At 70.8% G+C, this 22,732-nt stretch carries 19 protein-coding genes; 15 read left to right on the top strand and 4 right to left on the bottom strand.

The features are described from left to right. Window positions 1-194: 194 nt before the first annotated feature. From ruvB to ACWD01_RS09650, 6 genes are all read left to right on the top strand, one after another. Window positions 195-1,265, top strand: coding sequence for a Holliday junction branch migration DNA helicase RuvB (ruvB, locus tag ACWD01_RS09675; protein ID WP_451159856.1), 1,071 nt, complete (start codon window positions 195-197; stop codon window positions 1,263-1,265). A gap of 162 nt (window positions 1,266-1,427) precedes the next feature. Continuing rightward, on the top strand, window positions 1,428-1,892 hold the full coding sequence (gene yajC, locus ACWD01_RS09670) for a preprotein translocase subunit YajC (RefSeq protein WP_451159854.1): 465 nt from the start codon (window positions 1,428-1,430) through the stop codon (window positions 1,890-1,892). 149 nt (window positions 1,893-2,041) lie between these two features. Beyond that, a complete protein-coding gene (secD, locus tag ACWD01_RS09665) occupies window positions 2,042-3,832 on the top strand; it encodes a protein translocase subunit SecD (RefSeq protein WP_451159852.1) in 1,791 nt (596 codons plus the stop codon). A gap of 1 nt (window position 3,833) precedes the next feature. Continuing rightward, on the top strand, window positions 3,834-4,940 hold the full coding sequence (gene secF / locus ACWD01_RS09660) for a protein translocase subunit SecF (protein WP_451159850.1): 1,107 nt from the start codon (window positions 3,834-3,836) through the stop codon (window positions 4,938-4,940). Next, window positions 4,937-5,482 (top strand): adenine phosphoribosyltransferase, encoded by a 546-nt coding sequence (locus tag ACWD01_RS09655; protein ID WP_451159848.1) that lies wholly within the window; start codon window positions 4,937-4,939, stop codon window positions 5,480-5,482. The genes secF and ACWD01_RS09655 overlap by 4 nt, the downstream gene beginning before the upstream one ends. A 339-nt stretch (window positions 5,483-5,821) precedes the next feature. Further along, on the top strand, window positions 5,822-8,182 hold the full coding sequence (locus tag ACWD01_RS09650; RefSeq protein WP_451159884.1) for a RelA/SpoT family protein: 2,361 nt from the start codon (window positions 5,822-5,824) through the stop codon (window positions 8,180-8,182). A 78-nt stretch (window positions 8,183-8,260) separates the two neighbouring features. Here the strand turns inward: ACWD01_RS09650 and ACWD01_RS09645 are convergent, their stop codons facing one another. Beyond that, window positions 8,261-9,490: a DUF349 domain-containing protein gene (locus ACWD01_RS09645; protein ID WP_451159847.1), complete on the bottom strand. Its 1,230-nt coding sequence runs from the start codon at window positions 9,488-9,490 to the stop codon at window positions 8,261-8,263. Window positions 9,491-9,664: 174 nt separating this feature from the next. Continuing rightward, window positions 9,665-10,447 carry a peptidylprolyl isomerase gene (locus ACWD01_RS09640; RefSeq protein WP_451159845.1) on the bottom strand — a complete coding sequence of 261 codons (783 nt, stop codon included), beginning with the start codon at window positions 10,445-10,447 and terminating at the stop codon, window positions 9,665-9,667. Window positions 10,448-10,629: 182 nt separating this feature from the next. Between ACWD01_RS09640 and ACWD01_RS09635 the strand changes: the two genes are divergently transcribed. The 4 genes from ACWD01_RS09635 (at window position 10,630) to ACWD01_RS09620 (ending at window position 14,836) form a co-directional block, all read left to right on the top strand. Then, a complete protein-coding gene (locus ACWD01_RS09635) occupies window positions 10,630-11,337 on the top strand; it encodes an MBL fold metallo-hydrolase (protein WP_451159844.1) in 708 nt (235 codons plus the stop codon). A gap of 11 nt (window positions 11,338-11,348) precedes the next feature. Continuing rightward, entirely contained in the window at window positions 11,349-12,608 is a 1,260-nt protein-coding gene (hisS, locus tag ACWD01_RS09630; protein ID WP_451159843.1) for a histidine--tRNA ligase, read from the top strand. A gap of 152 nt (window positions 12,609-12,760) precedes the next feature. Continuing rightward, window positions 12,761-13,405, top strand: a complete 645-nt coding sequence (locus ACWD01_RS09625) for a vitamin K epoxide reductase family protein (RefSeq protein ID WP_451159841.1) — start codon at window positions 12,761-12,763, stop codon at window positions 13,403-13,405. A 69-nt stretch (window positions 13,406-13,474) separates the two neighbouring features. Further along, a complete protein-coding gene (locus ACWD01_RS09620) occupies window positions 13,475-14,836 on the top strand; it encodes a replication-associated recombination protein A (protein WP_451159839.1) in 1,362 nt (453 codons plus the stop codon). Window positions 14,837-14,842: 6 nt separating this feature from the next. On the opposite strand, the gene ACWD01_RS09615 is transcribed toward ACWD01_RS09620, so the two are convergent. Then, on the bottom strand, window positions 14,843-15,538 hold the full coding sequence (locus ACWD01_RS09615) for a DUF2470 domain-containing protein (RefSeq protein ID WP_451159837.1): 696 nt from the start codon (window positions 15,536-15,538) through the stop codon (window positions 14,843-14,845). A 188-nt stretch (window positions 15,539-15,726) separates the two neighbouring features. On the opposite strand from ACWD01_RS09615, the gene rpsD reads away from it, so the two are divergent. Then, window positions 15,727-16,341 (top strand): 30S ribosomal protein S4, encoded by a 615-nt coding sequence (rpsD, locus tag ACWD01_RS09610; RefSeq protein ID WP_356898274.1) that lies wholly within the window; start codon window positions 15,727-15,729, stop codon window positions 16,339-16,341. Between the two features lie 26 nt (window positions 16,342-16,367). Here the strand turns inward: rpsD and ACWD01_RS09605 are convergent, their stop codons facing one another. After that, entirely contained in the window at window positions 16,368-18,518 is a 2,151-nt protein-coding gene (locus tag ACWD01_RS09605; protein WP_451159835.1) for an ATP-binding protein, read from the bottom strand. Between the two features lie 158 nt (window positions 18,519-18,676). On the opposite strand from ACWD01_RS09605, the gene ACWD01_RS09600 reads away from it, so the two are divergent. The 4 genes from ACWD01_RS09600 to ruvX are packed head-to-tail and all read left to right on the top strand — an operon-like array spanning window position 18,677 to window position 22,682. Further along, window positions 18,677-19,108, top strand: coding sequence for a DUF948 domain-containing protein (locus ACWD01_RS09600; RefSeq protein WP_451159833.1), 432 nt, complete (start codon window positions 18,677-18,679; stop codon window positions 19,106-19,108). A 3-nt stretch (window positions 19,109-19,111) separates the two neighbouring features. Next, window positions 19,112-19,531 (top strand): DUF6167 family protein, encoded by a 420-nt coding sequence (locus ACWD01_RS09595; RefSeq protein ID WP_451159831.1) that lies wholly within the window; start codon window positions 19,112-19,114, stop codon window positions 19,529-19,531. Then, window positions 19,531-22,200 (top strand): alanine--tRNA ligase, encoded by a 2,670-nt coding sequence (alaS, locus tag ACWD01_RS09590; RefSeq protein WP_451159829.1) that lies wholly within the window; start codon window positions 19,531-19,533, stop codon window positions 22,198-22,200. Before ACWD01_RS09595 ends, alaS begins: the two co-directional genes overlap by 1 nt. Window positions 22,201-22,217: 17 nt before the next feature. Next, window positions 22,218-22,682 carry a Holliday junction resolvase RuvX gene (gene ruvX / locus ACWD01_RS09585; RefSeq protein WP_356898336.1) on the top strand — a complete coding sequence of 155 codons (465 nt, stop codon included), beginning with the start codon at window positions 22,218-22,220 and terminating at the stop codon, window positions 22,680-22,682. Window positions 22,683-22,732: the final 50 nt, after the last annotated feature.

Raw genomic sequence — 22,732 nt, 5'->3', positions numbered from 1 at the left:
GTGGCCTCAAACTCCCCCTACGGCCTGGCGGCCGTGGGTGGGGGCACCTCCCACGGCCGCCAGGCCGTAGGGGGAGTACCCCCAGGCCGGGCTGGATTTCGCTCCGCGAAATCAGCCTCGCCGGCGTTTGAGGCGCGGGGGCCAGGGGCAGCGCCCCGCACCCGCAACCACCACCCCCGAGAAGGCAGACACACGTGAACTGGGAAGACGAGACCCCCACCGCCGCGGACCCGCGCCTTGTCGCGCCCGCCGCCGACGGTGAGGACAGCGCCGTCGAGGCGGCCCTGCGCCCCAAGAGCCTTGACGAGTTCGTCGGCCAGGAGCGGGTCCGCCAGCAGCTGGACCTCGTGCTCAGGGCGGCCCGCCAGCGCGGCGCCACCGCCGACCACGTCCTGCTGTCCGGCGCCCCCGGCCTCGGCAAGACGACGCTGTCCATGATCATCGCGTCCGAGATGAACGCGCCGATCCGGATCACCTCCGGCCCGGCCATCCAGCACGCCGGCGACCTCGCGGCGATCCTGTCCTCCCTGCAGGAGGGCGAGGTCCTCTTCCTCGACGAGATCCACCGGATGTCCCGCCCCGCCGAGGAGATGCTGTACATGGCGATGGAGGACTTCCGCGTCGACGTCATCGTCGGCAAGGGCCCCGGCGCCACCGCCATCCCGCTGGAGCTGCCGCCGTTCACGCTGGTCGGCGCGACGACGCGGGCCGGTCTGCTGCCGCCACCGCTGCGCGACCGCTTCGGCTTCACCGGCCACATGGAGTTCTACGAGCCGACCGAGCTCGAACGTGTCCTGCACCGCTCCGCGCAGCTGCTCGACGTCGAGATCGACGCCGAGGGCGCCGCCGAGATCGCCGGCCGCTCCCGCGGCACGCCCCGTATCGCCAACCGGCTGCTGCGCCGGGTCCGCGACTACGCGCAGGTGGAGGGCGACGGCCGGGTCGACCGTGCGGTGGCCGCCGCGGCGCTGCAGGTCTACGAGGTGGACATCCGCGGTCTCGACCGGCTCGACCGCGCCGTGCTCCAGGCGCTGCTCAAGCTCTTCGGCGGCGGCCCCGTCGGCCTGTCGACGCTCGCCGTCGCCGTGGGGGAGGAGCGGGAGACCGTCGAGGAGGTGGCGGAGCCGTTCCTCGTACGGGAGGGGCTGCTGGCCCGTACGCCCCGCGGCCGGGTCGCCACCCCCGCGGCCTGGGCGCACCTCGGGCTCACGCGGCCCCAGCAGGCGCAGGGCGCAAGCGGACAACAGGGTCTGTTCGGGGCGTGACGGCGAGGAGACTCGCACGCCGAGGAACCACGGTGCCATGCTGGGCGTTGTTCCAACGATGCGGACTCGCTTAGACTCCGCCGATGCCGCCCTTACAGGTCGGCGTGCCCACCCCCGTAGATCGGCCGCTCACTCAGCGCGGTCATGCGAAGGAATTCCCCCGTGGATATCTTGACCCTCCTCCCCTTCATCGTGCTCATCGGGGCCATGTTCCTGATGACCCGCTCCGCCAAGAAGAAGCAGCAGGCGGCCGCCAATATGCGCGACCAGATGCAGCCCGGAACCGGCGTGCGGACCATCGGTGGCCTGTACGCCACCGTCAAGGAGGTCACAGACGACACGGTCCTCCTTGAGGCTGCTCCCGGCGTCCACCTGATGTTCGCGAAGAACTCGATCGGTGCCGTGCTCTCCGACGAGGAGTACAACCGCATCGTCCACGGCGACGACGACACCCATGTCGTCCCGGACGACGCCTCCTCGCTGACCGACGGTGACGCCGAGGTCGCCGCGGCCGACGCCGACTCCGACGCCAAGGTCGACTTCGGCAAGAAGTCCGAGGCCGAGGCGCCGAAGAAGACCGACGCGGCCGAGGACGGCAAGGCCGACGGCGAGGCCGACGCGAAGTAGTCACGACTGGGACCGCGGTGGCGCCGGGCAGGCGCCGGGCGGTCCCGTGGCGTGTCGACTGATCGCGGGGGCAGGTCCCCACATCACTTCGTGGCCGTTGCGGGCGCCCACCCGGCGCCGTGGGCGGTTGGACAGGGAGAAACGAGAAGGTGGCAGCACCGAACAGGGGCCGAAGGCCCGCGGGGGCTCAGGGCAAGCCGGGGCGCGCCCTGGCTCTGATCCTGATCGCCATGGTCGCGCTCACGGGCGGGATGTTCGCGGCGGGCGAGTACACGCCACGCCTGGGCATCGACCTGGCGGGCGGTACGTCCATCACGCTCCAGGCCAAGAGCCTGCCCGGCCAGAAGGACGCGGTCAACGAGACCAACATGAACACGGCCGTCGGCATCATCGAGCGCCGTGTCAACGGTCTCGGTGTCTCCGAGGCCGAGGTTCAGACCCAGGGTGAGAGTCACATCATTGTGAACATCCCCAAGGGCACGGACTCGGAGCAGGCCCGTCAGCAGGTCGGCACCACCGCCCAGCTGTTCTTCCGGCCCGTTCTGACGGTTGCCGCCGGCGGTCCCGCCGCCCCGGAGCCCGCCCCGAGCGCCTCCCCGGGCGACAAGGCGAAGGAAGACAAGGCGAAGGACGACAAGGAGACGGCCACCCCGCCGTCGGGTTCCCCGTCCGACAGCCCCTCGCCCGACGCGACCACCCAGGGCCGCGCCGTGACCGACGGCATCAAGGCCCCCGCCGCGAGCCCGAGCCCCTCCGGCTCCGAGGAGCCCAAGGCCTCCGAGAGCCCCAAGCCGGACGCGAGCCCGGAGCCGAAGCCGTCCGCCGACCCCGCCACCGGCGCGCTCGAGAAGCAGTTCACCACCCTGGACTGCACCGACCCCAAGGCCCGCGGCAAGCTCGGCGACAACGTCAAGCCCTCGGACACGATCGTCGCCTGCGGTCTGAACAGCGCCGACCAGTGGGAGAAGTACATCCTCGGCCCCGCCGAGGTGAGCGGCCGGGACGTCGACGACGCCAAGGGCCAGCTGGACCAGCAGCGCGGCATGTGGATCGTCACGATGGAGTTCACCGACGCCGGCGCCAAGAAGTTCCAGAAGATCACCGGCCGGCTGTCGCAGCAGCAGCCCCCGATGAACCAGTTCGCCATCGTCCTCGACGGTGAAGTGGTCTCCGCCCCGCAGGTCAACCAGACGCTGAGCGCCAGCGCCGAGATCACCGGCAACTTCGACCAGGAGTCCGCCCAGAACCTGGGCAACATCCTGTCGTACGGCGCTCTGCCGCTGTCCTTCGAGGAGGACAGCGTCACCACCGTCACCGCCGCCCTCGGTGGCGAGCAGCTCAAGGCCGGTCTGATCGCCGGTGCGATCGGTCTCGCCCTCGTCGTCATCTACCTGGTCGTCTACTACCGCGGCCTGTCGCTGATCGCTCTGCTCAGCCTCGGCGTCTCCGCGGTCCTGACGTACACGATCATGACCCTGCTCGGCCCGGCCATCGGCTTCGCGCTGAACCTGCCGGCCGTCTGCGGTGCGATCGTCGCCATCGGTATCACCGCCGACTCCTTCATCGTGTACTTCGAACGCATCCGCGACGAGATCCGGGAGGGCCGCACCCTGCGTCCCGCGGTCGAGCGCGCCTGGCCGCGTGCCCGCCGCACCGTCCTGGTCTCCGACTTCGTGTCGTTCCTCGCCGCCGCGGTGCTGTTCGTGGTCACCGTCGGCAAGGTCCAGGGCTTCGCGTTCACGCTGGGTCTCACCACCCTCCTCGACGTGGTCGTGGTGTTCTTCTTCACCAAGCCGGTGATGACGCTGCTCGCCCGCCGTCCGTTCTTCGCAGGCGGCCACCCGTGGTCCGGCCTCGACCCGAAGCGGCTCGGCGCCAAGCCGCCGCTGCGGCGCACCCGCCGCATGACCGCCCCGACGACCGACCCGAAGGAGGCGTGAGATGTCCCGACTCGGCAATCTCGGCGCCAGGCTCTACCAGGGCGAGGTCGGGTACGACTTCGTCGGCAAGCGCAAGGTCTGGTACGGCGTCTCCATCCTGATCACGATCACCGCGATCGTCGCCCTCGCCGTCCAGGGCCTGAACATGGGCATCGAGTTCAAGGGCGGTGCCGTCTTCACGACGCCGAAGGCGGACGTGAGCGTCAGCCAGGCCACGGAGGCGGCGGAGGAGATCTCCGAGCACATCCCGATCGTGCAGGAGCTCGGCACCGGCGGTCTGCGCATCCAGATCAGCGGTGTCGACACGGCCGAGGCCGACCGTGTCCAGAAGGAGCTCGCCCAGGCACTGGACGTCCCCGCCGGGCAGATCAACGCCGATCTGGTCGGACCCAGCTGGGGTGAGCAGATCGCCAACAAAGCCTGGACCGGCCTCGCCGTCTTCATGCTGCTCGTCGTGGTCTACCTGGCCATCGCCTTCGAATGGCGGATGGCCGTCGCGGCCCTGGTCGCGCTGATCCACGACATCACCATCACGGTCGGCATCTACTCCCTCGTCGGGTTCGAGGTCACCGTCGGTACGGTCATCGGTCTGCTGACGATCCTCGGTTACTCGCTGTACGACACGGTGGTCGTCTTCGACAGCCTCAAGGAGGGTCAGAAGGACATCACCAAGCAGACCCGCTTCACCTACAGCGAGATCGCCAACCGCTCCATCAACAGCACCCTGGTGCGGTCGATCAACACGACCGTCGTGGCGCTGCTGCCGGTCGCCGGTCTGCTGTTCATCGGCGGCGGCTTCCTCGGCGCGGGCATGCTCAACGACATCTCGCTGTCGCTGTTCGTCGGTCTCGCGGCCGGCGCCTACTCCTCGATCTTCATCGCCACTCCGCTCGTCGCCGACCTCAAGGAACTCGACCCGCAGATGAAGGCCCTGAAGAAGCGGGTGCTCGCCAAGCGCGCGGCCGCGGGGGCCAAGGGCGACGACGGGCAGGACGCGGCGGACGACCAGGACGGGCCCGCCGACGGGACGCCCGCGGCGGCCGCCGCCGGAGCCGTCGTCGGACCGCGCGGCCGCGGCCGGGGCCGTCCCACCGGCAGGCGCCGATGACTGTCAACACCACACAGGAGCTGCTGCTCAGCCGCATCCGGGACGTCGCGGACCATCCGAAGCAGGGCGTGGTGTTCAAGGACATCACGCCGCTGCTCGCGGACCCGGTCGCGTTCACGGCGCTGACGGACGCGCTGAGCGAGTTCTGCGTCCGCCACGGCGCGACGAAGATCGTCGGCCTCGAGGCGCGCGGCTTCATCCTCGCCGCCCCGGTGGCCGTGAAGTCGGGTGTCGGCTTCATCCCGGTGCGCAAGGCGGGCAAGCTCCCCGGAGCGACGCTCTCCCAGGCCTACGAGCTGGAGTACGGCACCGCCGAGATCGAGGTGCACGCCGAGGACCTCAGCGCGGGCGACCGTGTCGTGGTCATCGACGACGTGCTCGCCACCGGCGGCACCGCGGAGGCGTCCCTGGAGCTCATCCGCCGGGCCGGGGCCGACGTCGTCGGCGTCGTGGTCCTGATGGAACTGGGATTCCTGGGCGGCCGGGCCCGGCTCGCCCCCGCGCTGGACGGCACGCCGCTGGAGGCCCTGATCACCCTGTGACACCGCTGTGAGCTGCGGATTCACCGCCGTACTCGCAGATCGTCGCGCCACGGACGGGCGCCCGGGAACACCCGGGCGCCCGTCTCGCGTTGTGAGAGGCCCCCGTCCCCGCGCGATCGCGGACGCCGGGGTCGATATCATGGCCTTTCCGGGCCTGACCTGGGGACCCGGAACCTCCCCCGGACTCCGTCCGGGGGGACCCCCAGAGGAGCGCCCTTGCCAGACGAGGCCCAGCCCGCCGCCGCGCAGCCCGACCAGCAGGCCGACAAGGCCGCGGCATCCCCTGTCACGCCCGAGCCGAAGCGGACCGAGGGGCCGGCCCCCGCCGCGCCCGAGCGAGTGAGCCAGGCACCCGTCACCGCTCCGAAGCCGCTCCCGGCCGGCCCGGCACGCACCGGCGGGTCCTCGAACCGCGTGCGCGCCCGCCTTGCGCGCCTGGGCGTGCAGCGCTCCTCGCCGTACAACCCGGTCCTCGAACCGCTGCTGCGGATCGTGCGCAGCAACGACCCCAAGATCGAGACGTCCACGCTCCGCCAGGTCGAGAAGGCCTACCAGGTCGCGGAGCGCTGGCACCGCGGCCAGAAGCGCAAGAGCGGCGACCCGTACATCACCCACCCGCTCGCCGTCACCACCATCCTCGCCGAGCTCGGCATGGACCCGGCGACCCTGATGGCCGGGCTGCTGCACGACACGGTCGAGGACACCGAGTACGGCCTCGACCAGCTGCGCCGTGACTTCGGCGACTCCGTGGCGCTCCTCGTCGACGGCGTCACCAAGCTCGACAAGGTCAAGTTCGGCGAGGCCGCGCAGGCCGAGACCGTGCGCAAGATGGTCGTCGCCATGGCCAAGGACCCGCGCGTCCTGGTCATCAAGCTGGCCGACCGGCTGCACAACATGCGCACCATGCGCTACCTGCAGCGGGAGAAGCAGGAGAAGAAGGCCCGCGAGACCCTCGAGATCTACGCACCCCTGGCCCACCGGCTGGGCATGAACACCATCAAATGGGAGCTCGAGGACCTCGCCTTCGCGATCCTCTACCCCAAGATGTACGACGAGATCGTCCGCCTCGTCGCCGAGCGCGCGCCCAAGCGCGACGAGTACCTCGCCATAGTGACCGACGAGGTCCAGTCCGACCTGCGTGCCGCGCGCATCAAGGCCACCGTCACCGGCCGGCCGAAGCACTACTACAGCGTCTACCAGAAGATGATCGTCCGCGGCCGGGACTTCGCGGAGATCTACGACCTGGTGGGCATCCGTGTCCTCGTCGACACGGTCCGCGACTGCTACGCCGCCCTCGGCACCGTGCACGCGCGATGGAATCCGGTCCCCGGCCGGTTCAAGGACTACATCGCGATGCCGAAGTTCAACATGTACCAGTCACTGCACACGACGGTCATCGGTCCCAACGGCAAGCCCGTCGAACTGCAGATCCGCACCTTCGACATGCACCGCCGCGCCGAGTACGGCATCGCCGCGCACTGGAAGTACAAGCAGGAGACCGTCGCCGGCGCCTCCAAGATCCGCACCGACGTGCCCAGGGCGGGCAAGGGCACCGCCGGCCAGGACACCGTCAACGACATGGCGTGGCTGCGGCAGCTCCTCGACTGGCAGAAGGAGACGGAGGACCCGGGCGAGTTCCTGGAGTCGCTGCGCTTCGACCTCTCGCGCAACGAGGTATTCGTCTTCACGCCCAAGGGCGACGTCATAGCGCTCCCCGCGGGCGCCACCCCCGTCGACTTCGCCTACGCGGTGCACACCGAGGTGGGCCACCGCACGATAGGCGCACGCGTCAACGGGCGGCTCGTGCCGCTCGAGTCCACCCTCGACAACGGCGACCTGGTGGAGGTCTTCACCTCCAAGGCCGAGGGCGCGGGGCCGTCCCGCGACTGGCTCGGCTTCGTCAAGTCGCCGCGGGCCCGCAACAAGATCCGCGCCTGGTTCTCCAAGGAGCGCCGGGACGAGGCCATCGAGCAGGGCAAGGACTCCATCGCGCGGGCCATGCGCAAGCAGAACCTGCCGATCCAGCGCATCCTCACCGGCGACTCCCTGGTCACCCTCGCGCACGAGATGCGCTACCCGGACATCTCGTCGCTGTACGCGGCGATCGGCGAGGGCCATGTCGCCGCGCAGGGTGTCGTGCAGAAGCTGGTGCAGGCCCTCGGCGGCGAGGAGGCCGCCAACGAGGACATCGCCGAGTCCACCCCGCCGTCCCACGGCCGCGGCAAGCGCCGCAAGAGCGCCGACCCCGGCGTGGTGGTCAAGGGCGTCGAGGACGTCTGGGTCAAGCTCGCCCGCTGCTGTACGCCGGTGCCGGGCGATCCGATCATCGGCTTCGTCACCCGCGGCAGCGGTGTGTCGGTGCACCGCGCGGACTGCGTCAACGTCGACTCGCTCTCGCAGCAGCCCGAACGGATCCTCGACGTCGAGTGGGCCCCGACCCAGTCGTCGGTCTTCCTGGTCGCCATCCAGGTCGAGGCGCTGGACCGCTCGCGGCTGCTCTCCGACGTGACCCGGGTCCTGTCCGACCAGCACGTCAACATCCTGTCGGCGGCCGTGCAGACCTCCCGCGACCGGGTGGCCACCTCGCGCTTCACCTTCGAGATGGGCGACCCCAAGCACCTGGGCCACGTCCTCAAGGCCGTCCGGGGCGTGGAGGGCGTGTACGACGTCTACCGCGTGACCTCGGCCCGCCGGCCGTAGCCGGAGCCGTACCCGGAGCACGGAAAGGGGCCCGGTATGCGAGCGATCGCGTACCGGGCCCCTCTCGTACGGCCTGCCTCAGCCGCCGAACTCCTGGAGACCCTTCAGCGCCTGGTCAAGCAGCGCCTGACGGCCCTCGAGCTCCTTGGCGAGCTTGTCCGCCCTGGCGTTGTTGCCCGAGGCGCGGGCAGCGTCGATCTGGCCCCGCAGCTTGTCGACGGCCGCCTGCAGCTGACCGGTCAGCCCTTCGGCACGCGCACGCGCCTCCGGGTTCGTCCGGCGCCACTCGTTCTCCTCGGACTCCTGCAGAGCCCGCTCCACCGCCTGCATCCGGCCCTCGACCTTGGGCCGGGCGTCGCGCGGCACATGACCGATGGCCTCCCAGCGCTCGTTGATCGAACGGAAGGCGGCACGGGCGGCCTTCAGATCGGTCACCGGCACCAGCTTCTCGGCCTCCGCGGCGAGCTCCTCCTTCAGCTTGAGGTTCTCCGCCTGCTCCGCGTCACGCTCGGCGAACACACCGCTGCGCGCCGCGAAGAAGACGTCCTGGGCGCCGCGGAAACGGTTCCACAGATCGTCCTCCGCCTCGCGCTGCGCACGGCCCGCGGCCTTCCACTGCGCCATGAGGTCCCGGTAACGGGCCGCGGTGGGGCCCCAGTCCGTCGAACCGGAGAGTGCCTCGGCCTCCGTGACCAGCCGCTCCTTGAGCCGGCGGGCCTCCTCGCGCTGCGCGTCCAGCGACGCGAAGTGCGCCTTGCGGCGCTTGGAGAAGGCGGACCGCGCGTGGGAGAAGCGGTGCCACAGCTCGTCGTCGGACTTCCGGTCGAGCCTGGGCAGGCCCTTCCACGTGTCCACCAGCGCGCGCAGCCGCTCGCCGGCCGACCGCCACTGCTCGCTCTGCGCCAGCTCCTCCGCCTCGGCGACCAGGGCCTCCTTGGCCTTGCGCGCCTCGTCGGTCTGCTTCGCCCTCTGGGCCTTGCGCTCCTCGCGGCGCTTCTCGACCGTCTCCACCAGCGCGTCGAGCCGCACCCGAAGCGCCTGGAGGTCGCCCACCGCGTGGTGCTCGTCCACCTGCTGACGCAGATGGTCGATGGCGGCCCGGGCGTCCTTGGCCGACAGATCGGTCGTCTTCACCCGCCGCTCGAGGAGGCCGATCTCGACCACCAGGCCCTCGTACTTGCGCTCGAAATAGGCCAGAGCCTCCTCGGGAGTCCCGGCCTGCCACGAGCCGACGACCTGCTCGCCCTCGGCAGTACGCACGTACACGGTGCCCGTCTCGTCGACGCGGCCCCACGGGTCGCTGCTCACAGCGCCTCCTCAACCTGATGCCGACGAGGGTCCATCCCCCCGGGCATCGTCCACAGTTTCCCGGACGGGCCTCGCCCGCCCTCCACAGCGCGCGTCAGCACACGCTGCACAACGCCCAATCTAGGCGACCGGCCGCCCGGCTGTCCGCACTCAGCGCGACCGAAATCGTCTCGCTCACACCTTCGTGACCGTGGCCTTCTCGACCGCGACGGCCTTCTTCGGCGGCCCGTCGGCGCCGCCGCCCTCGACTCCGGCCTTCGCCACGTCCTTCACGGCCTTCAGGCCCTTGTCGTCCATGGTCCCGAACGGTGTGTAGGCCGGCGGGAGTTTGGTGTCCTTGTAGACGAGGAAGAACTGGCTGCCGCCCGTGCCCGGCTGGCCGGTGTTCGCCATCGCGACCGTGCCCGCCGGGAACGTGACGCTGCCGTCCGCGCCCGGCTTGCCGAGAGAGTCGAGATTCTCGTCGGGGATCGTGTAGCCCGGACCGCCGGTGCCGTCGCCCTTCGGGTCGCCGCACTGCAGCACGAAGATGTTCTCCGTGGTCAGCCGGTGACACTTCGTACCGTCGAAGTAGCCCTTGTCCGCCAGCGACTTGAACGAGTTCACCGTGTGCGGCGTCTTCGCGGCGTCCATGGCGATCGTGATGTCGCCCTGGCCGGTCTTGACCGAGAACGAGTACTTCGCCTTCTTGTCGATCGACATCGCGGGCTCGGGGTTGGTGCTCTCCGAGGCGGAAGGGGTCGGCGAGGGGTCGGCCGACGCGGAGTCGTCCTTCTTGTCGTCCCCGGTGAGGCCCATGGCGTAGACGCCGCCACCGGCGCAGAGCACCACCGCCACCGCTGCCGCGATGGCCGAGTTGCGCACCTTGGCCTTCCTGCGCGCCTGCTCCCGACGCTGCTGCTGGCGCTCGAACTTCTCCCGGGCGAGCTGCCGCCGCCGCTGATCGCTGCTGACCACCGGGTCTTCTCCTTGTGCGTCTTGTCCGTCTGGATACGTCGCGTCGTACTCGCGTAGCGGTAACCGCCGAGCTTGCCCCGTACCGTATACGGGTTGGCTGTGCGATACGCAGCGCCGGTAGGCTCTGATCTGCTGCATTCCACCGCATCCGCTGTCCGACGACGACCGAACTGAGGACGATCGTGCTTATTGCCGGGTTCCCCGCCGGGGCCTGGGGGACCAACTGCTACCTGGTCGCCCCCGCCGCAGGCGAGGAGTGCGTCATCATCGACCCCGGCCACCAGGCCGCTCAGGGTGTCGAGGAGACGCTGAAGAAGCATCGGCTGAAGCCCGTCGCCGTCGTTCTCACCCACGGCCACATCGACCACGTGGCCTCCGTCGTCCCCGTGTGCGGCGCCCATGACGTGCCCGCCTGGATCCACCCCGACGACCGCTACATGATGAGCGACCCGGAGAAGGCCCTCGGGCGCTCCATCGGGATGCCCCTCATGGGCGAGCTCACCGTGGGAGAACCCGACGACGTCAAGGAGCTCACGGACGGCGCCGCGCTGCGCCTGGCCGGCCTCGATTTCTCCGTCTCCCATGCGCCCGGCCATACCAAGGGGTCGGTGACCTTCACGATGCCCGAGTCCGCGGACGTCCCGTCCGTCTTCTTCTCGGGCGACCTGCTGTTCGCCGGCTCCATCGGACGCACGGACCTGCCCGGCGGCGACATGGACGAGATGCTCGGGTCGCTGGCACGGGTGTGCCTGCCGCTCGACGACTCGACCGTGGTGCTGTCCGGCCACGGCCCCCAGACGACCATCGGCCGCGAGCGCGCCACCAACCCGTATCTGCGGGAAGTGGCCGCCGGCCTCGGGAGCGTGGACGCGCCCCGACGAGGAATGTGACGAGAGATTCCGTGAGCACCTTCAAGGCCCCCAAGGGCACCTTCGACCTGCTTCCGCCGTCGTCCGCGACGTACCTGGCGGTGCGCGAGGCCATCGCCGCGCCGCTGAGGACCTCCGGCTACGGATACATCGAGACCCCCGGTTTCGAGGACGTGGGCCTCTTCTCGCGCGGCGTCGGTGAGTCCACCGACATCGTGACGAAGGAGATGTACACGCTCACCACCAAGGGCGGCACCGAGCTCGCGCTGCGCCCCGAAGGCACGGCCTCCGTGCTGCGCGCGGCGCTGGAGGGCAGCCTGCACAAGCAGGGCCTGCCGGTGAAGCTCTGGTACTCCGGCTCGTACTACCGCTACGAGCGCCCGCAGAAGGGCCGGTACAGGCACTTCTCCCAGGTAGGCGCCGAGGCGATCGGCGCCGAGGACCCGGCCCTGGACGCCGAGCTGATCATCCTGGCCGACCAGGCGTACCGCTCGCTGGGGCTGCGTGAGTTCCGCATCCTGCTCAACTCGCTCGGGGACAGCACCTGCCGTCCCGTCTACCGCGAGGCGCTCCAGTCGTTCCTGCGCGACCTGGACCTCGACGAGGACACCCGCCGCCGTATCGAGATCAACCCGCTGCGGGTCCTCGACGACAAGCGCGACGCCGTGCAGAAGCAGCTCACGGGCGCCCCGATGCTCCGCGACTATCTCTGCGACGCGTGCAAGGCGTACCACGAGGAGGTGCGGGCCCTGCTGATCGCTGCGGGCGTCTCCTTCGAGGACGACGAGAAGCTGGTGCGCGGCCTCGACTACTACACGCGCACGACGTTCGAGTTCGTCCACGACGGTCTCGGCTCGCAGTCCGCGGTGGGCGGCGGCGGCCGCTACGACGGCCTGTCCGAGATGATCGGCGGCCCCGTGCTGCCGTCCGTCGGCTGGGCGCTGGGCGTGGACCGTACGGTGCTGGCGCTGGAGGCGGAGGGCATCGAGCTCGACATCCCCGCCGCCACCAGCGTGTACGCGGTGCCGATCGGCGAGGAGGCGCGGCGGCTGCTGTTCGGCGTCGTGAACGAGCTGCGCAGGGCGGGCGTCGCGACCGACTTCTCGTACGGCGGGAAGGGCCTCAAGGCCGCGATGAAGGCGGCCAACCGCAGCGGCGCGCGCTACGCGGTCGTGGTCGGGGAGCGGGACCTCGCGGAGGGCGTGGCGCAGCTGAAGGACATGGAGTCCGGTGAGCAGCAGGCCGTCGCGCTCGACGGGATCGTGGACGAGCTGCGCTCGCGTCTCGGCTGAGACGGTCCGGGCCGGACGGTGCGCCGTCCGGCCCGTACCCACGCGTGGGCGGGGCCGGCACCTCGGGCATTGTCCACAGCCGACGGCCGGTGCCGCTGTCTCTGCGGCACAATGACTCTGCCCGACCGACCACCGAGCGACGGAACAGGGATATGACGACTGCAGCAGTTGACGGCGTGTCCTCCGGCCACGGCGACCCCGGCGTCCGCCGCGTCGGCGGCAGCCGCGCGCTCGCCTGGCTGCTCGTCGTCACCGGCGCGGCCGGGGTGCTGGCCGCGTGGATCATCACGATCGACAAGTTCAAGATCCTCGAGGCGAAGATCGCCGGCACCACGTTCACCCCGGGATGCAGCCTCAACCCGGTGGTCTCCTGCGGCAGTGTCATGGAGAGCGACCAGGCCGCGGTCTTCGGCTTCCCCAACCCGATGCTCGGGCTGGTGACCTACGCCGTCGTGGTCTGCGTCGGCATGAGCCTGCTCGCCGGCGCCCGGTTCTCCCGCTGGTACTGGCTGACCCTCAACGCGGGCACCCTCTTCGGCGTCGGCTTCTGCACCTGGCTGATGCAGCAGTCGCTGTACGAGATCAACGCGCTGTGCCTGTGGTGCTGCCTGGCATGGGTCGCCACGATCTTCATGTTCTGGTACGTGACCTCGCACAACGTCCGCCAGGGACTGCTGCCCGCGCCGGCCTGGCTGCGCGGCTTCCTGGACGAGTTCACCTGGGTCCTGCCCGTCCTGCACACCGGGGTGATCGGCATGCTGATCCTGACCCGCTGGTGGGACTTCTGGACCGGCTGACCGTGCCGGTGACCGGGACCTCCGGCCGGGGCTCCGGCGCTGTCAGTGGGCTGGCATAGGCTTCACAGCGTGGAGCCCGACCTCTTTACCGCCGCAGCAGAAGAACGCCAGGAGAAGGACCCGACCAGCAGCCCGCTGGCGGTCCGGATGCGTCCGCGCACCCTCGACGAGGTGGTCGGCCAGCGGCATCTGCTGGGGCTCGGATCACCGCTGCGCCGCCTGGTCGGCGAGAGCGGCGGCGGGGGAGGCCCGGCCGGCGTCTCGTCCGTGATCCTCTGGGGCCCGCCCGGCACCGGCAAGACGACGCTGGCGTATGTGGTCTCCAAGGCGACCAACAAGCGCTTCGTGGAGCTCTCCGCGATCACCGCGGGCGTCAAGGAGGTCCGGGCCGTCATCGAGGGCGCCAAGCGCGCCGCGGGCGGCTTCGGCAAGGAGACCGTCCTCTTCCTCGACGAGATCCACCGCTTCTCCAAGGCCCAGCAGGACTCGCTGCTGCCCGCGGTCGAGAACCGCTGGGTGACGCTGATCGCCGCCACCACGGAGAATCCGTACTTCTCGGTGATCTCGCCGCTGCTCTCCCGTTCGCTGCTGCTGACGCTGGAGCCGCTGACCGACGACGACATCCGGGACCTGCTGAGCCGTGCGCTGACCGACGAGCGGGGCCTCGGCGGCGCCGTCTCGCTGGCCGAGGACGCCCTGGCGCATCTGCTGCGGATCGCGGGCGGCGACGCCCGCCGGGCGCTGACCGCGCTGGAGGCCGCCGCGGGCGCGGCCATCGACAAGGGCGAGGACGCCATCAGCCTCCAGACCGTGGAGGAGACCGTCGACCGGGCGGCGGTGAAGTACGACCGGGACGGCGACCAGCACTACGACGTCGCCAGCGCGCTCATCAAGTCGATCCGCGGCTCCGACGTGGACGCGGCGCTGCACTATCTGGCGCGGATGATCGAGGCGGGCGAGGACCCGCGGTTCATCGCCCGGCGGCTGATGATCTCGGCGAGCGAGGACATCGGTCTGGCCGATCCGACCGCCCTGCCGACAGCGGTGGCGGCGGCCCAGGCCGTGGCCATGATCGGTTTCCCCGAGGCCGCGCTGACCCTCAGCCACGCCACCATCGCCCTCGCGCTCGCCCCCAAGTCGAACGCGGCGACGACGGCGATCTCCGCCGCCCGGCAGGACGTACGGGGCGGCCTGGCCGGCCCGGTCCCGCCGCATCTGCGCGACGGCCACTACAAGGGGGCCGCAAAGCTGGGCCACGCCCAGGGGTACGTCTATCCGCACGACGTCCCCGGCGGCATCGCGGCCCAGCAGTACGCGCCGGACGCCGTCCACGGCAGGCGCTACTACGAGCCGACGCGCTACGGCGCGGAGGCGCGGTACGCGGACGTGGTGGAGAAGGTGCGCGAGCGCCTGCGCGGCGAGACGGACTGAGCGGCCTCAGGGCGACGCCGCCTCGAACAGGGCGTGCATCGCGCGGCGCAGCTCCGTGACGTCTCCCACGGGCGAGGGGAAGTCGAAGCGGGTGTCGAAGCAGCGCCCGCCGGTGAACCGCACCCGCAGCCCGAACCGGTCCAGTGCCAGCGGCACCGCCCGCCGGCCGTCCGCGACGGCCCGCGCCTCCCGCTCGCCGGCCTGTGCGGCGAGCGCCTGCACCTGGTCGCCGTGTGCCGAGGCCAAGTGCTGCAGAAGCTCGGTCTCGTGGGCCACGAGGGGATCGGCCGAGGCGTCGGCGAACGCCTCCGGCTCCACGGGGGAGGCGCCCCACAGGTCGTCCACGCCCGCCTCCCCGACCTCCAGGCGCAGCATCATGGACCCGGGTTCGGTCGCGAGGCCGGGCGCACTGGTGAGCCAGCCGGAGATCAGGGCGCGCCCCCGGACACGGTCCGGCACGGCGACCGGCGCCACGTCGACGATCTCCAGCACGGCGGAGAGCTCGTCGGCCTGGGCGTGGGTGGCGGCCCGTACGGCGGGGGAGTCGACGGGGAACAGCAGGAAGACCTCGCCGTCGGCGCCGACGGTCCGCGCCCGCGGGCTGAGCTGCTCCGGCCGGGCCCCTTCGAGGCCGGGCACGAGCAGCCAGCTTGAGCATGTACTCTGTACGAGAGTTCGTGTGCGCTCGGCTGCTGACGGCATCCGAGTGATTTCAAGCCCGCTGGGACGCGGCTGACCATGAGCTGATCGGACCTCCGTCACCTCCACGCTCGCAGAAGCGTCGGTGTTCTTCGTGCTGTCCGTGATGCGCTTGGTGTTCCCAGGGCGAGACATGCGATCTCCTTGAGTAAGGTGAGCCTAACCTAACCTACAACGGAGGTCTGGAGAACGTGCCTAACCAGTCGCGTCCCAAGGTCAAGAAGTCGCGTGCGCTCGGTATTGCGCTGACGCCGAAGGCTGTCAAGTACTTCGAAGCCCGCCCCTACCCGCCGGGCGAGCACGGCCGTGGCCGCAAGCAGAACTCGGACTACAAGGTCCGTCTGCTCGAGAAGCAGCGCCTGCGCGCGCAGTACGACATCAGCGAGAAGCAGATGGCCCGCGCCTACGACCGCGCCCGCAAGGCCGAGGGCAAGACGGGCGAGGCCCTGGTCATCGAGCTCGAGCGTCGCCTCGACGCCCTGGTCCTGCGTTCGGGCATCGCCCGCACCATCTACCAGGCCCGTCAGATGGTCGTCCACGGCCACATCGAGGTCAACGGCGGCAAGGTCAACAAGCCGTCGTTCCGTGTCCGTCCCGACGACGTCGTGATGGTCCGCGAGCGCTCCCGCGAGAAGACCCTGTTCCAGGTGGCCCGCGAGGGTGGCTTCGCCCCCGACGGTGAGACCCCGCGCTACCTGCAGGTCAACCTCAAGGCCCTGGCGTTCCGCCTGGACCGTGACCCGCAGCGCAAGGAAGTTCCGGTCATCTGCGACGAGCAGCTGGTCGTCGAGTACTACGCCCGCTGATCAGGCGCCGTACCGCCCACAGCGCGTCAGCCCGCCGCCTCCCCGCCGTTTCCGGCGGGGGAGCCGGCGGGCTCCCGCGTTTCCGGGGGCTGCACCCGCTGCGGCCCCACCGGCCGGGGCCGCGGCTGCTGCGGCGCGGCCAGGGCGCGCCGCACCGCCGCGTCGACACCGAGGCCGGCCCCCTCCCGTACGCAGGCCGCGTACCGCTCGGCCCCCAGCAGCGCGACGGCCCGCTCCTCGCACAGCTTCCGGGGCACGCCGAAGTGGCGGGATCCGAACGGCGCCAGGCCCACCGAGGCCCACATCGGGGCGGCCGCCCCCTGGAGCACCGCCGCCTCCGCCGGGCCCCCCTCGCTCGCCGTGACCAGGGCCAGCAGTTCCAGCGCGAGCACCAGCCCCACCAGGTCGTTGAACCGGTGGTCGATCGTGAGGCACTCGCGCAGCAGCGCACGCGCCCGCCCGTGCTCGTCCGCCGCCCAGGCCGCGTAGGCCAGCACGTACAGCGCGTACGCGCGGGTCCAGCGCTCGCCGTGCTCCTCGCAGACCCGGCCGACCTCCTCGCACAGGGCCACCGCATCGTCGAGCCGGCCCTGGAAGACGAACGCCATGGCCAGTTCTACCCGGCCCATCAGGACGTTGCTGTTGAGTTCGCCCACCGCCTCGTACGACACGAGCGCCGAGCGCAGCAGCTCCTCGGCGCGGGGCATCTCGCCGGAGAGCAGCGCCAGGCAGCCCTTGCGGTGCGTCGCGTAGGCGGCGGCGAGGCGGTTGCCCGTGCGGTCCGCCCCCTCGGCGCACTCGTGCAGCACGCCGGCGCCCGCCGCGAAGTCGCCCTGGAGGACGGCCACATAGCCCAGCACCCACAGCGCTTTGAGCCGGGCGTCCTCGTGGCCAGGGTCCGACTCCTGGTCCAGGCAACGGTCCAGCCAGTGTCTGCCCTCGGCCAGCCGGCCGCAGCCGACCCAGTAGAACCAGAGCGTGCCCGCCAGATGCCGGCCCAGATGGGCCTCCCGCGGGTCGTCCAGGCACAGTTCCAGCGCCGCCCGCAGATCCGGGAGCGCGCTGTCCGCGCAGGCCGCCACCTCGGCCTGGCGGGGGCTGAACCATTCGAGCTCGCACCAGGTGGCGAGCCCCATGTACCAGTCGCGGTGACGCCGGCGCAGCCGTTCCGCGTCGCCGATGGCCTCCAGCCACTCGGCCCCGTACGCGCGGACCGTGTCCAGCAGCCGGTAGCGCAGCCCGGCGGGCGACTCCTCGCGGCGGACCACGGACTGGGCGACCAGCTCCGCCAGGACGTCCAGGACGCTCTCGACGGGCAGTTCGGGGCCGCTGCAGATGTACTCCACCGCGTCCAGGTCGAACTGCCCGGCGAAGACGGACAGCCGCGCCCACAGCAGCCGCTCCTGGGGCGTGCAGAGTTCATGGCTCCAGCCGATGGCGGTGCGCAGGGTTTGGTGGCGCGGCAGCGCGCTCCGGCAGCCGCCGGTGAGCACGTCGAAACGGTCGTCGAGCCGGCGCAGCAGCTGGTCGACGCAGAGCGCGGGCATGCGCCCGGCGGCGAGTTCGAGTGCCAGCGGGATGCCCTCGAGCCGGCGGCACAGTTCGCGTACCGGGTCCGGGTCGGGATCGACGCCCTCGAAGCCCGGCGCCACCGCCGCGGCGCGGGCCCTGAAGAGCTCCACGGCGTCGTCCTCGGACATCGGGTCCAGTTCGAAGACCTGCTCCCCGTCGAGCCGCAGCCGTCTGCGGCCCGCCGCGAGCACCCGCACGCCGGGCGCGTGGCGCAGCAGGTCGCCCACGAGCTCCGCGCACTCCTCGACGAGATGCTCGAAGCCGTCCAGCACGAGCAGCAGGCCGCTGTCGGAGAGTTCGTCCAGCAGGACGTCGCGCGGTGGCCGGCTGGTGTGGTCGGTGATGCCGAGGGACTCGGCGAGGGCGTGGGTGAGCAGGCCGGGGTCGCGCAGCGGCGACAGCTCGCAGAGCCGGACCCCGTCGGCGTACCGATTCTGCAGAGCCGCCGCGGCGTGCGAGACCAGGCGTGACTTGCCTACGCCGCCCACTCCGACGACGGTGACCAGCCGGGAGTCGTCGAGGGCTCCGAAGAGCGCGGTCAACTCGCGGCTGCGGCCCATGAAGCGGTTCAGTTCCGCGGGAAGACTGTGATGACGGCGTCGCATAGAACACGCAGCGTACTCAGGCGTAAGCACTGGGTACAATCGGTCCGGGGCGACTCTCCCCTGTGCACCGGTAATGCGGTACGGCCCGCCGTCGAGGGCGCGATAGGCTCGGAGGACGATTTCCCGAGTACCCGAAGACGAGCAGAGAGCGGTGCGCAGTGACCGGTGGAGAGGTTGCCGGGATTCTGGTGGCCGTCTTCTGGGCGATCTTGGTCTCCTTCCTCGCCGTGGTGCTGGTGAGGCTGGCCCAGACGCTCAGGGCGACCACCGAACTCGTGGCGGACGTGACCGAACAGGCCGTGCCCCTGCTGGCCGACGCCTCGGCGACGGTCCGCTCCGCGCAGACCCAGCTCGAACGGGTGGACGCCATCGCGACGGACGTCCAGGAGGTCACCTCCAACGCCTCCGCGCTCTCCACGACGGTCGCCTCCACCTTCGGCGGCCCGCTGGTCAAGGTCGCCGCGTTCGGATACGGCGTCCGCCGCGCCATGAGCCGCAAGGACGACGACAAGCCGGCCAGGCCGTCGCGCCGCTCTGTGATCGTCGGCCGTACCGTGCCGGGTGCCCGGCGCAAGGACCGGAAGGGCTGAGGCATGTTCCGCCGCACGTTCTGGTTCACCGCCGGCGCGGCAGCCGGTGTGTGGGCCACCACCAAGGTCAACCGTAAGCTCAAGCAGCTCACCCCGGAGAGCCTCGCCGCGCAGGCCGCGAACAAGGCGGTCGACGCCGGCCACCGGCTCAAGGACTTCGCCCTCGACGTCAGGTCGGGCATGGTCCAGCGTGAGGACGAACTCGCCGAGGTGCTGGGGCTGCGCGCGCCCGTGGAGCCCGGGCTGCCGGCACAGCGGGGCAAGTCGGCGATCGGGCGGGGTGAGCCCGCGCAGATCACCTACCTGCACAGCAAGACGTCACACCACAAGCCTGCCAAGCACGACAGGCGCTCGAACACCGAGCCCTCGCACGGCGAAGAGCCGTACGACGAGCACACGTACAACCGGAATGAGGACCACTGATGGAGTCGGCTGAAATCCGCCGCCGCTGGCTGAGCTTCTTCGAGGAGCGCGGGCACACCGTCGTCCCTTCGGCGTCGGTCATCGCGGACGACCCGACTCTGCTCCTCGTTCCCGCGGGCATGGTCCCCTTCAAGCCGTACTTCCTGGGTGAGGTCAAGCCGCCCGCCCCGCGCGTGACCAGCGTGCAGAAGTGCGTGCGCACGCCGGACATCGAAGAGGTCGGCAAGACCACCCGGCACGGCACGTTCTTCCAGATGTGCGGCAACTTCTCCTTCGGCGACTACTTCAAGGAAGGCGCCATCAAGTACGCCTGGGAGCTGCTCACCAGCCCCCAGGACAAGGGTGGTTACGGCCTGGAGCCCGAGAAGCTCTGGATCACCGTCTATCTGGACGACGACGAGGCCGAGCGGATCTGGCGCGAGGAGGTCGGCGTCCCGGCCGAGCGCATCCAGCGCCTGGGCAAGGCCGACAACTACTGGTCCATGGGCGTCCCCGGCCCCTGCGGCCCGTGCTCCGAGATCAACTACGACCGCGGTCCGGAGTTCGGCGAAGAGGGCGGCCCCGCCGTCAACGACGAGCGCTACGTGGAGATCTGGAACCTGGTCTTCATGCAGTACGAGCGCGGCGCCGGCGAGGGCAAGGACGACTTCCCCATCCTCGGCGACCTGCCCAGCAAGAACATCGACACCGGTCTCGGTCTCGAGCGCCTCGCCATGATCCTGCAGGGCGTGCAGAACATGTACGAGACCGACACCCTGCGCGTCGTCATGGACAAGGCCACCGAGCTGACCGGCGTCCGCTACAGCGCCGACCACGGCTCCGACGTCTCCCTGCGCGTGGTCGCCGACCACATCCGCACGTCCACGATGCTCATCGGCGACGGCGTCACCCCCGGCAACGAGGGCCGCGGTTATGTGCTGCGCCGCATCATGCGCCGCGCCATCCGCAACATGCGCCTCATGGGCGCCACCGGCCCGGTCGTCAAGGACCTCGTCGACGTCGTGGTCGACACCATGGGGCAGCAGTACCCGGAGCTGATCACCGACCGCAAGCGGATCGAGACCGTCGCCCTCGCCGAGGAGGCCGCGTTCCTCAAGGCCATCAAGGGCGGCACCAACATCCTCGACACCGCCGTCACCGAGACCAAGGCCAAGGGCGGCACCGTCCTCTCCGGCGACAAGGCGTTCCTGCTCCACGACACCTGGGGCTTCCCGATCGACCTCACCCTCGAGATGGCCGCCGAGCAGGGCCTGTCCGTGGACGAGGACGGCTTCCGCCGCCTGATGAAGGAGCAGCGGGACCGGGCCAAGGCCGACGCCAGGGCCAAGAAGACCGGCCACGCCAACCTCTCCGCCTACCGCGAGGTCGCCGACGCCTCCGGCAACACCGAGTTCACCGGCTACACCTCCACCGAGGGCGAGTCCACCGTCGTCGGCCTGCTGGTCGACGGCGTCTCCTCCCCGGCCGCCTCCGAGGGCGACGAGGTCGAGGTCGTCCTCGACCGCACCCCGTTCTATGCCGAGGGCGGCGGCCAACTCGCCGACCAGGGCCGGATCAGGCTCCACTCGGGCGCCGTGATCCAGGTCCGCGACGTGCAGCAACCGGTACCGGGCGTCAGCGTCCACAAGGGCGTCGTCCAGGTCGGCGAGGTCACCGTCGGCGCCTCCGCGTACGCCGCCATCGACGTACGCCGCCGCCGGGCCATCGCCCGCGCCCACAGCGCCACCCACCTCACCCACCAGGCGCTGCGCGACGCCCTCGGGCCGACGGCCGCCCAGGCCGGCTCGGAGAACTCCCCGGGCCGCTTCCGCTTCGACTTCGGCTCGCCGAACGCCGTCCCCGGCACGGTCCTCACCGACGTCGAGCAGAAGATCAACGAGATCCTCGCCCGCGAACTCGACGTGCACGCCGAGGTCATGGGCATCGACGAGGCCCGGAAGCAGGGCGCCATCGCCGAGTTCGGCGAGAAGTACGGCGAGCGGGTGCGCGTCGTGACCATCGGCGACTTCTCCAAGGAGCTGTGCGGCGGCACGCACGTCCACAACACCGCCCAGCTGGGCCTGGTGAAGCTGCTCGGCGAGTCGTCCATCGGCTCCGGCGTCCGCCGCGTCGAGGCCCTCGTCGGTGTCGACGCGTACAACTTCCTGGCCAAGGAGCACACGGTCGTCGCCCAGCTCCAGGAGCTGGTCAAGGGCCGCTCCGAGGAGCTGCCGGAGAAGATCGCCGCCATGCTCGGCAAGCTGAAGGACGCCGAGAAGGAGATCGAGAAGTTCCGGGCGGAGAAGGTGCTCGGCGCCGCCGCCGGTCTCGCCCAGGGTGCCAAGGACGTCCGCGGCGTCGCCCTGGTCACGGGCACGGTCCCGGACGGCACGTCCGCCGACGACCTGCGCAAGCTGGTGCTCGACGTGCGCGGTCGCATCCCGGGCGACCGCCCGGCCGTCGTCGCCGTGTTCACCACCGCCAACGGGCGTCCGCTGACCGTCATCGCCACCAACGAGGCCGCCCGCGAGCGCGGTCTCAAGGCCGGCGACCTGGTCCGCACCGCCGCCAAGACCCTCGGCGGCGGCGGCGGCGGCAAGCCGGACGTCGCCCAGGGCGGCGGCCAGAACCCGGACGCCATCGGCGACGCCGTGGCCGCCGTCGAGCGCCTCGTCGCCGAGACCGCGTGACCGAGGACAGGCCGCAGATGCGCCGCGGACGCCGACTCGCGATCGACGTCGGGGACGCCCGGATCGGGGTCGCCTCGTGTGACCCCGACGGGCTCCTCGCCACCCCGGTGGAGACCGTGCCGGGACGCGACGTCCCGGCCGCCCACCGGCGGCTGCGCCAACTGGTCGAGGAGTACGAGCCGATCGAGATCGTGGTCGGCCTGCCCCGCTCGCTCAGCGGGCGGGAAGGGCCGGCGGCGAAGAAGATCCGTGGCTTTGCCCGGACGCTCGCCCAGGGCGTCAAACCGGTGCCGGTGCGACTGGTCGACGAGAGGATGACCACAGTGACGGCCACTCAGGGCCTGCGCGCTTCGGGCGTGAAGTCCAAAAAGGGCCGGTCCTTCATCGACCAGGCTGCCGCTGTGGTGATCCTTCAGAACGCTCTGGAGTCCGAACGGGCGTCAGGCACTGCCCCGGGAGAAGGCGTCGAACCGATTGTCTGATCGCGATACGGTAACGTTCCGCGCGATGCGGCGGTGTTCGAACAGTCGCC

The organism is Streptomyces sp. NPDC002835 (assembly GCF_053591995.1).
This window is presented reverse-complemented; position numbering and strand designations above follow the sequence as displayed.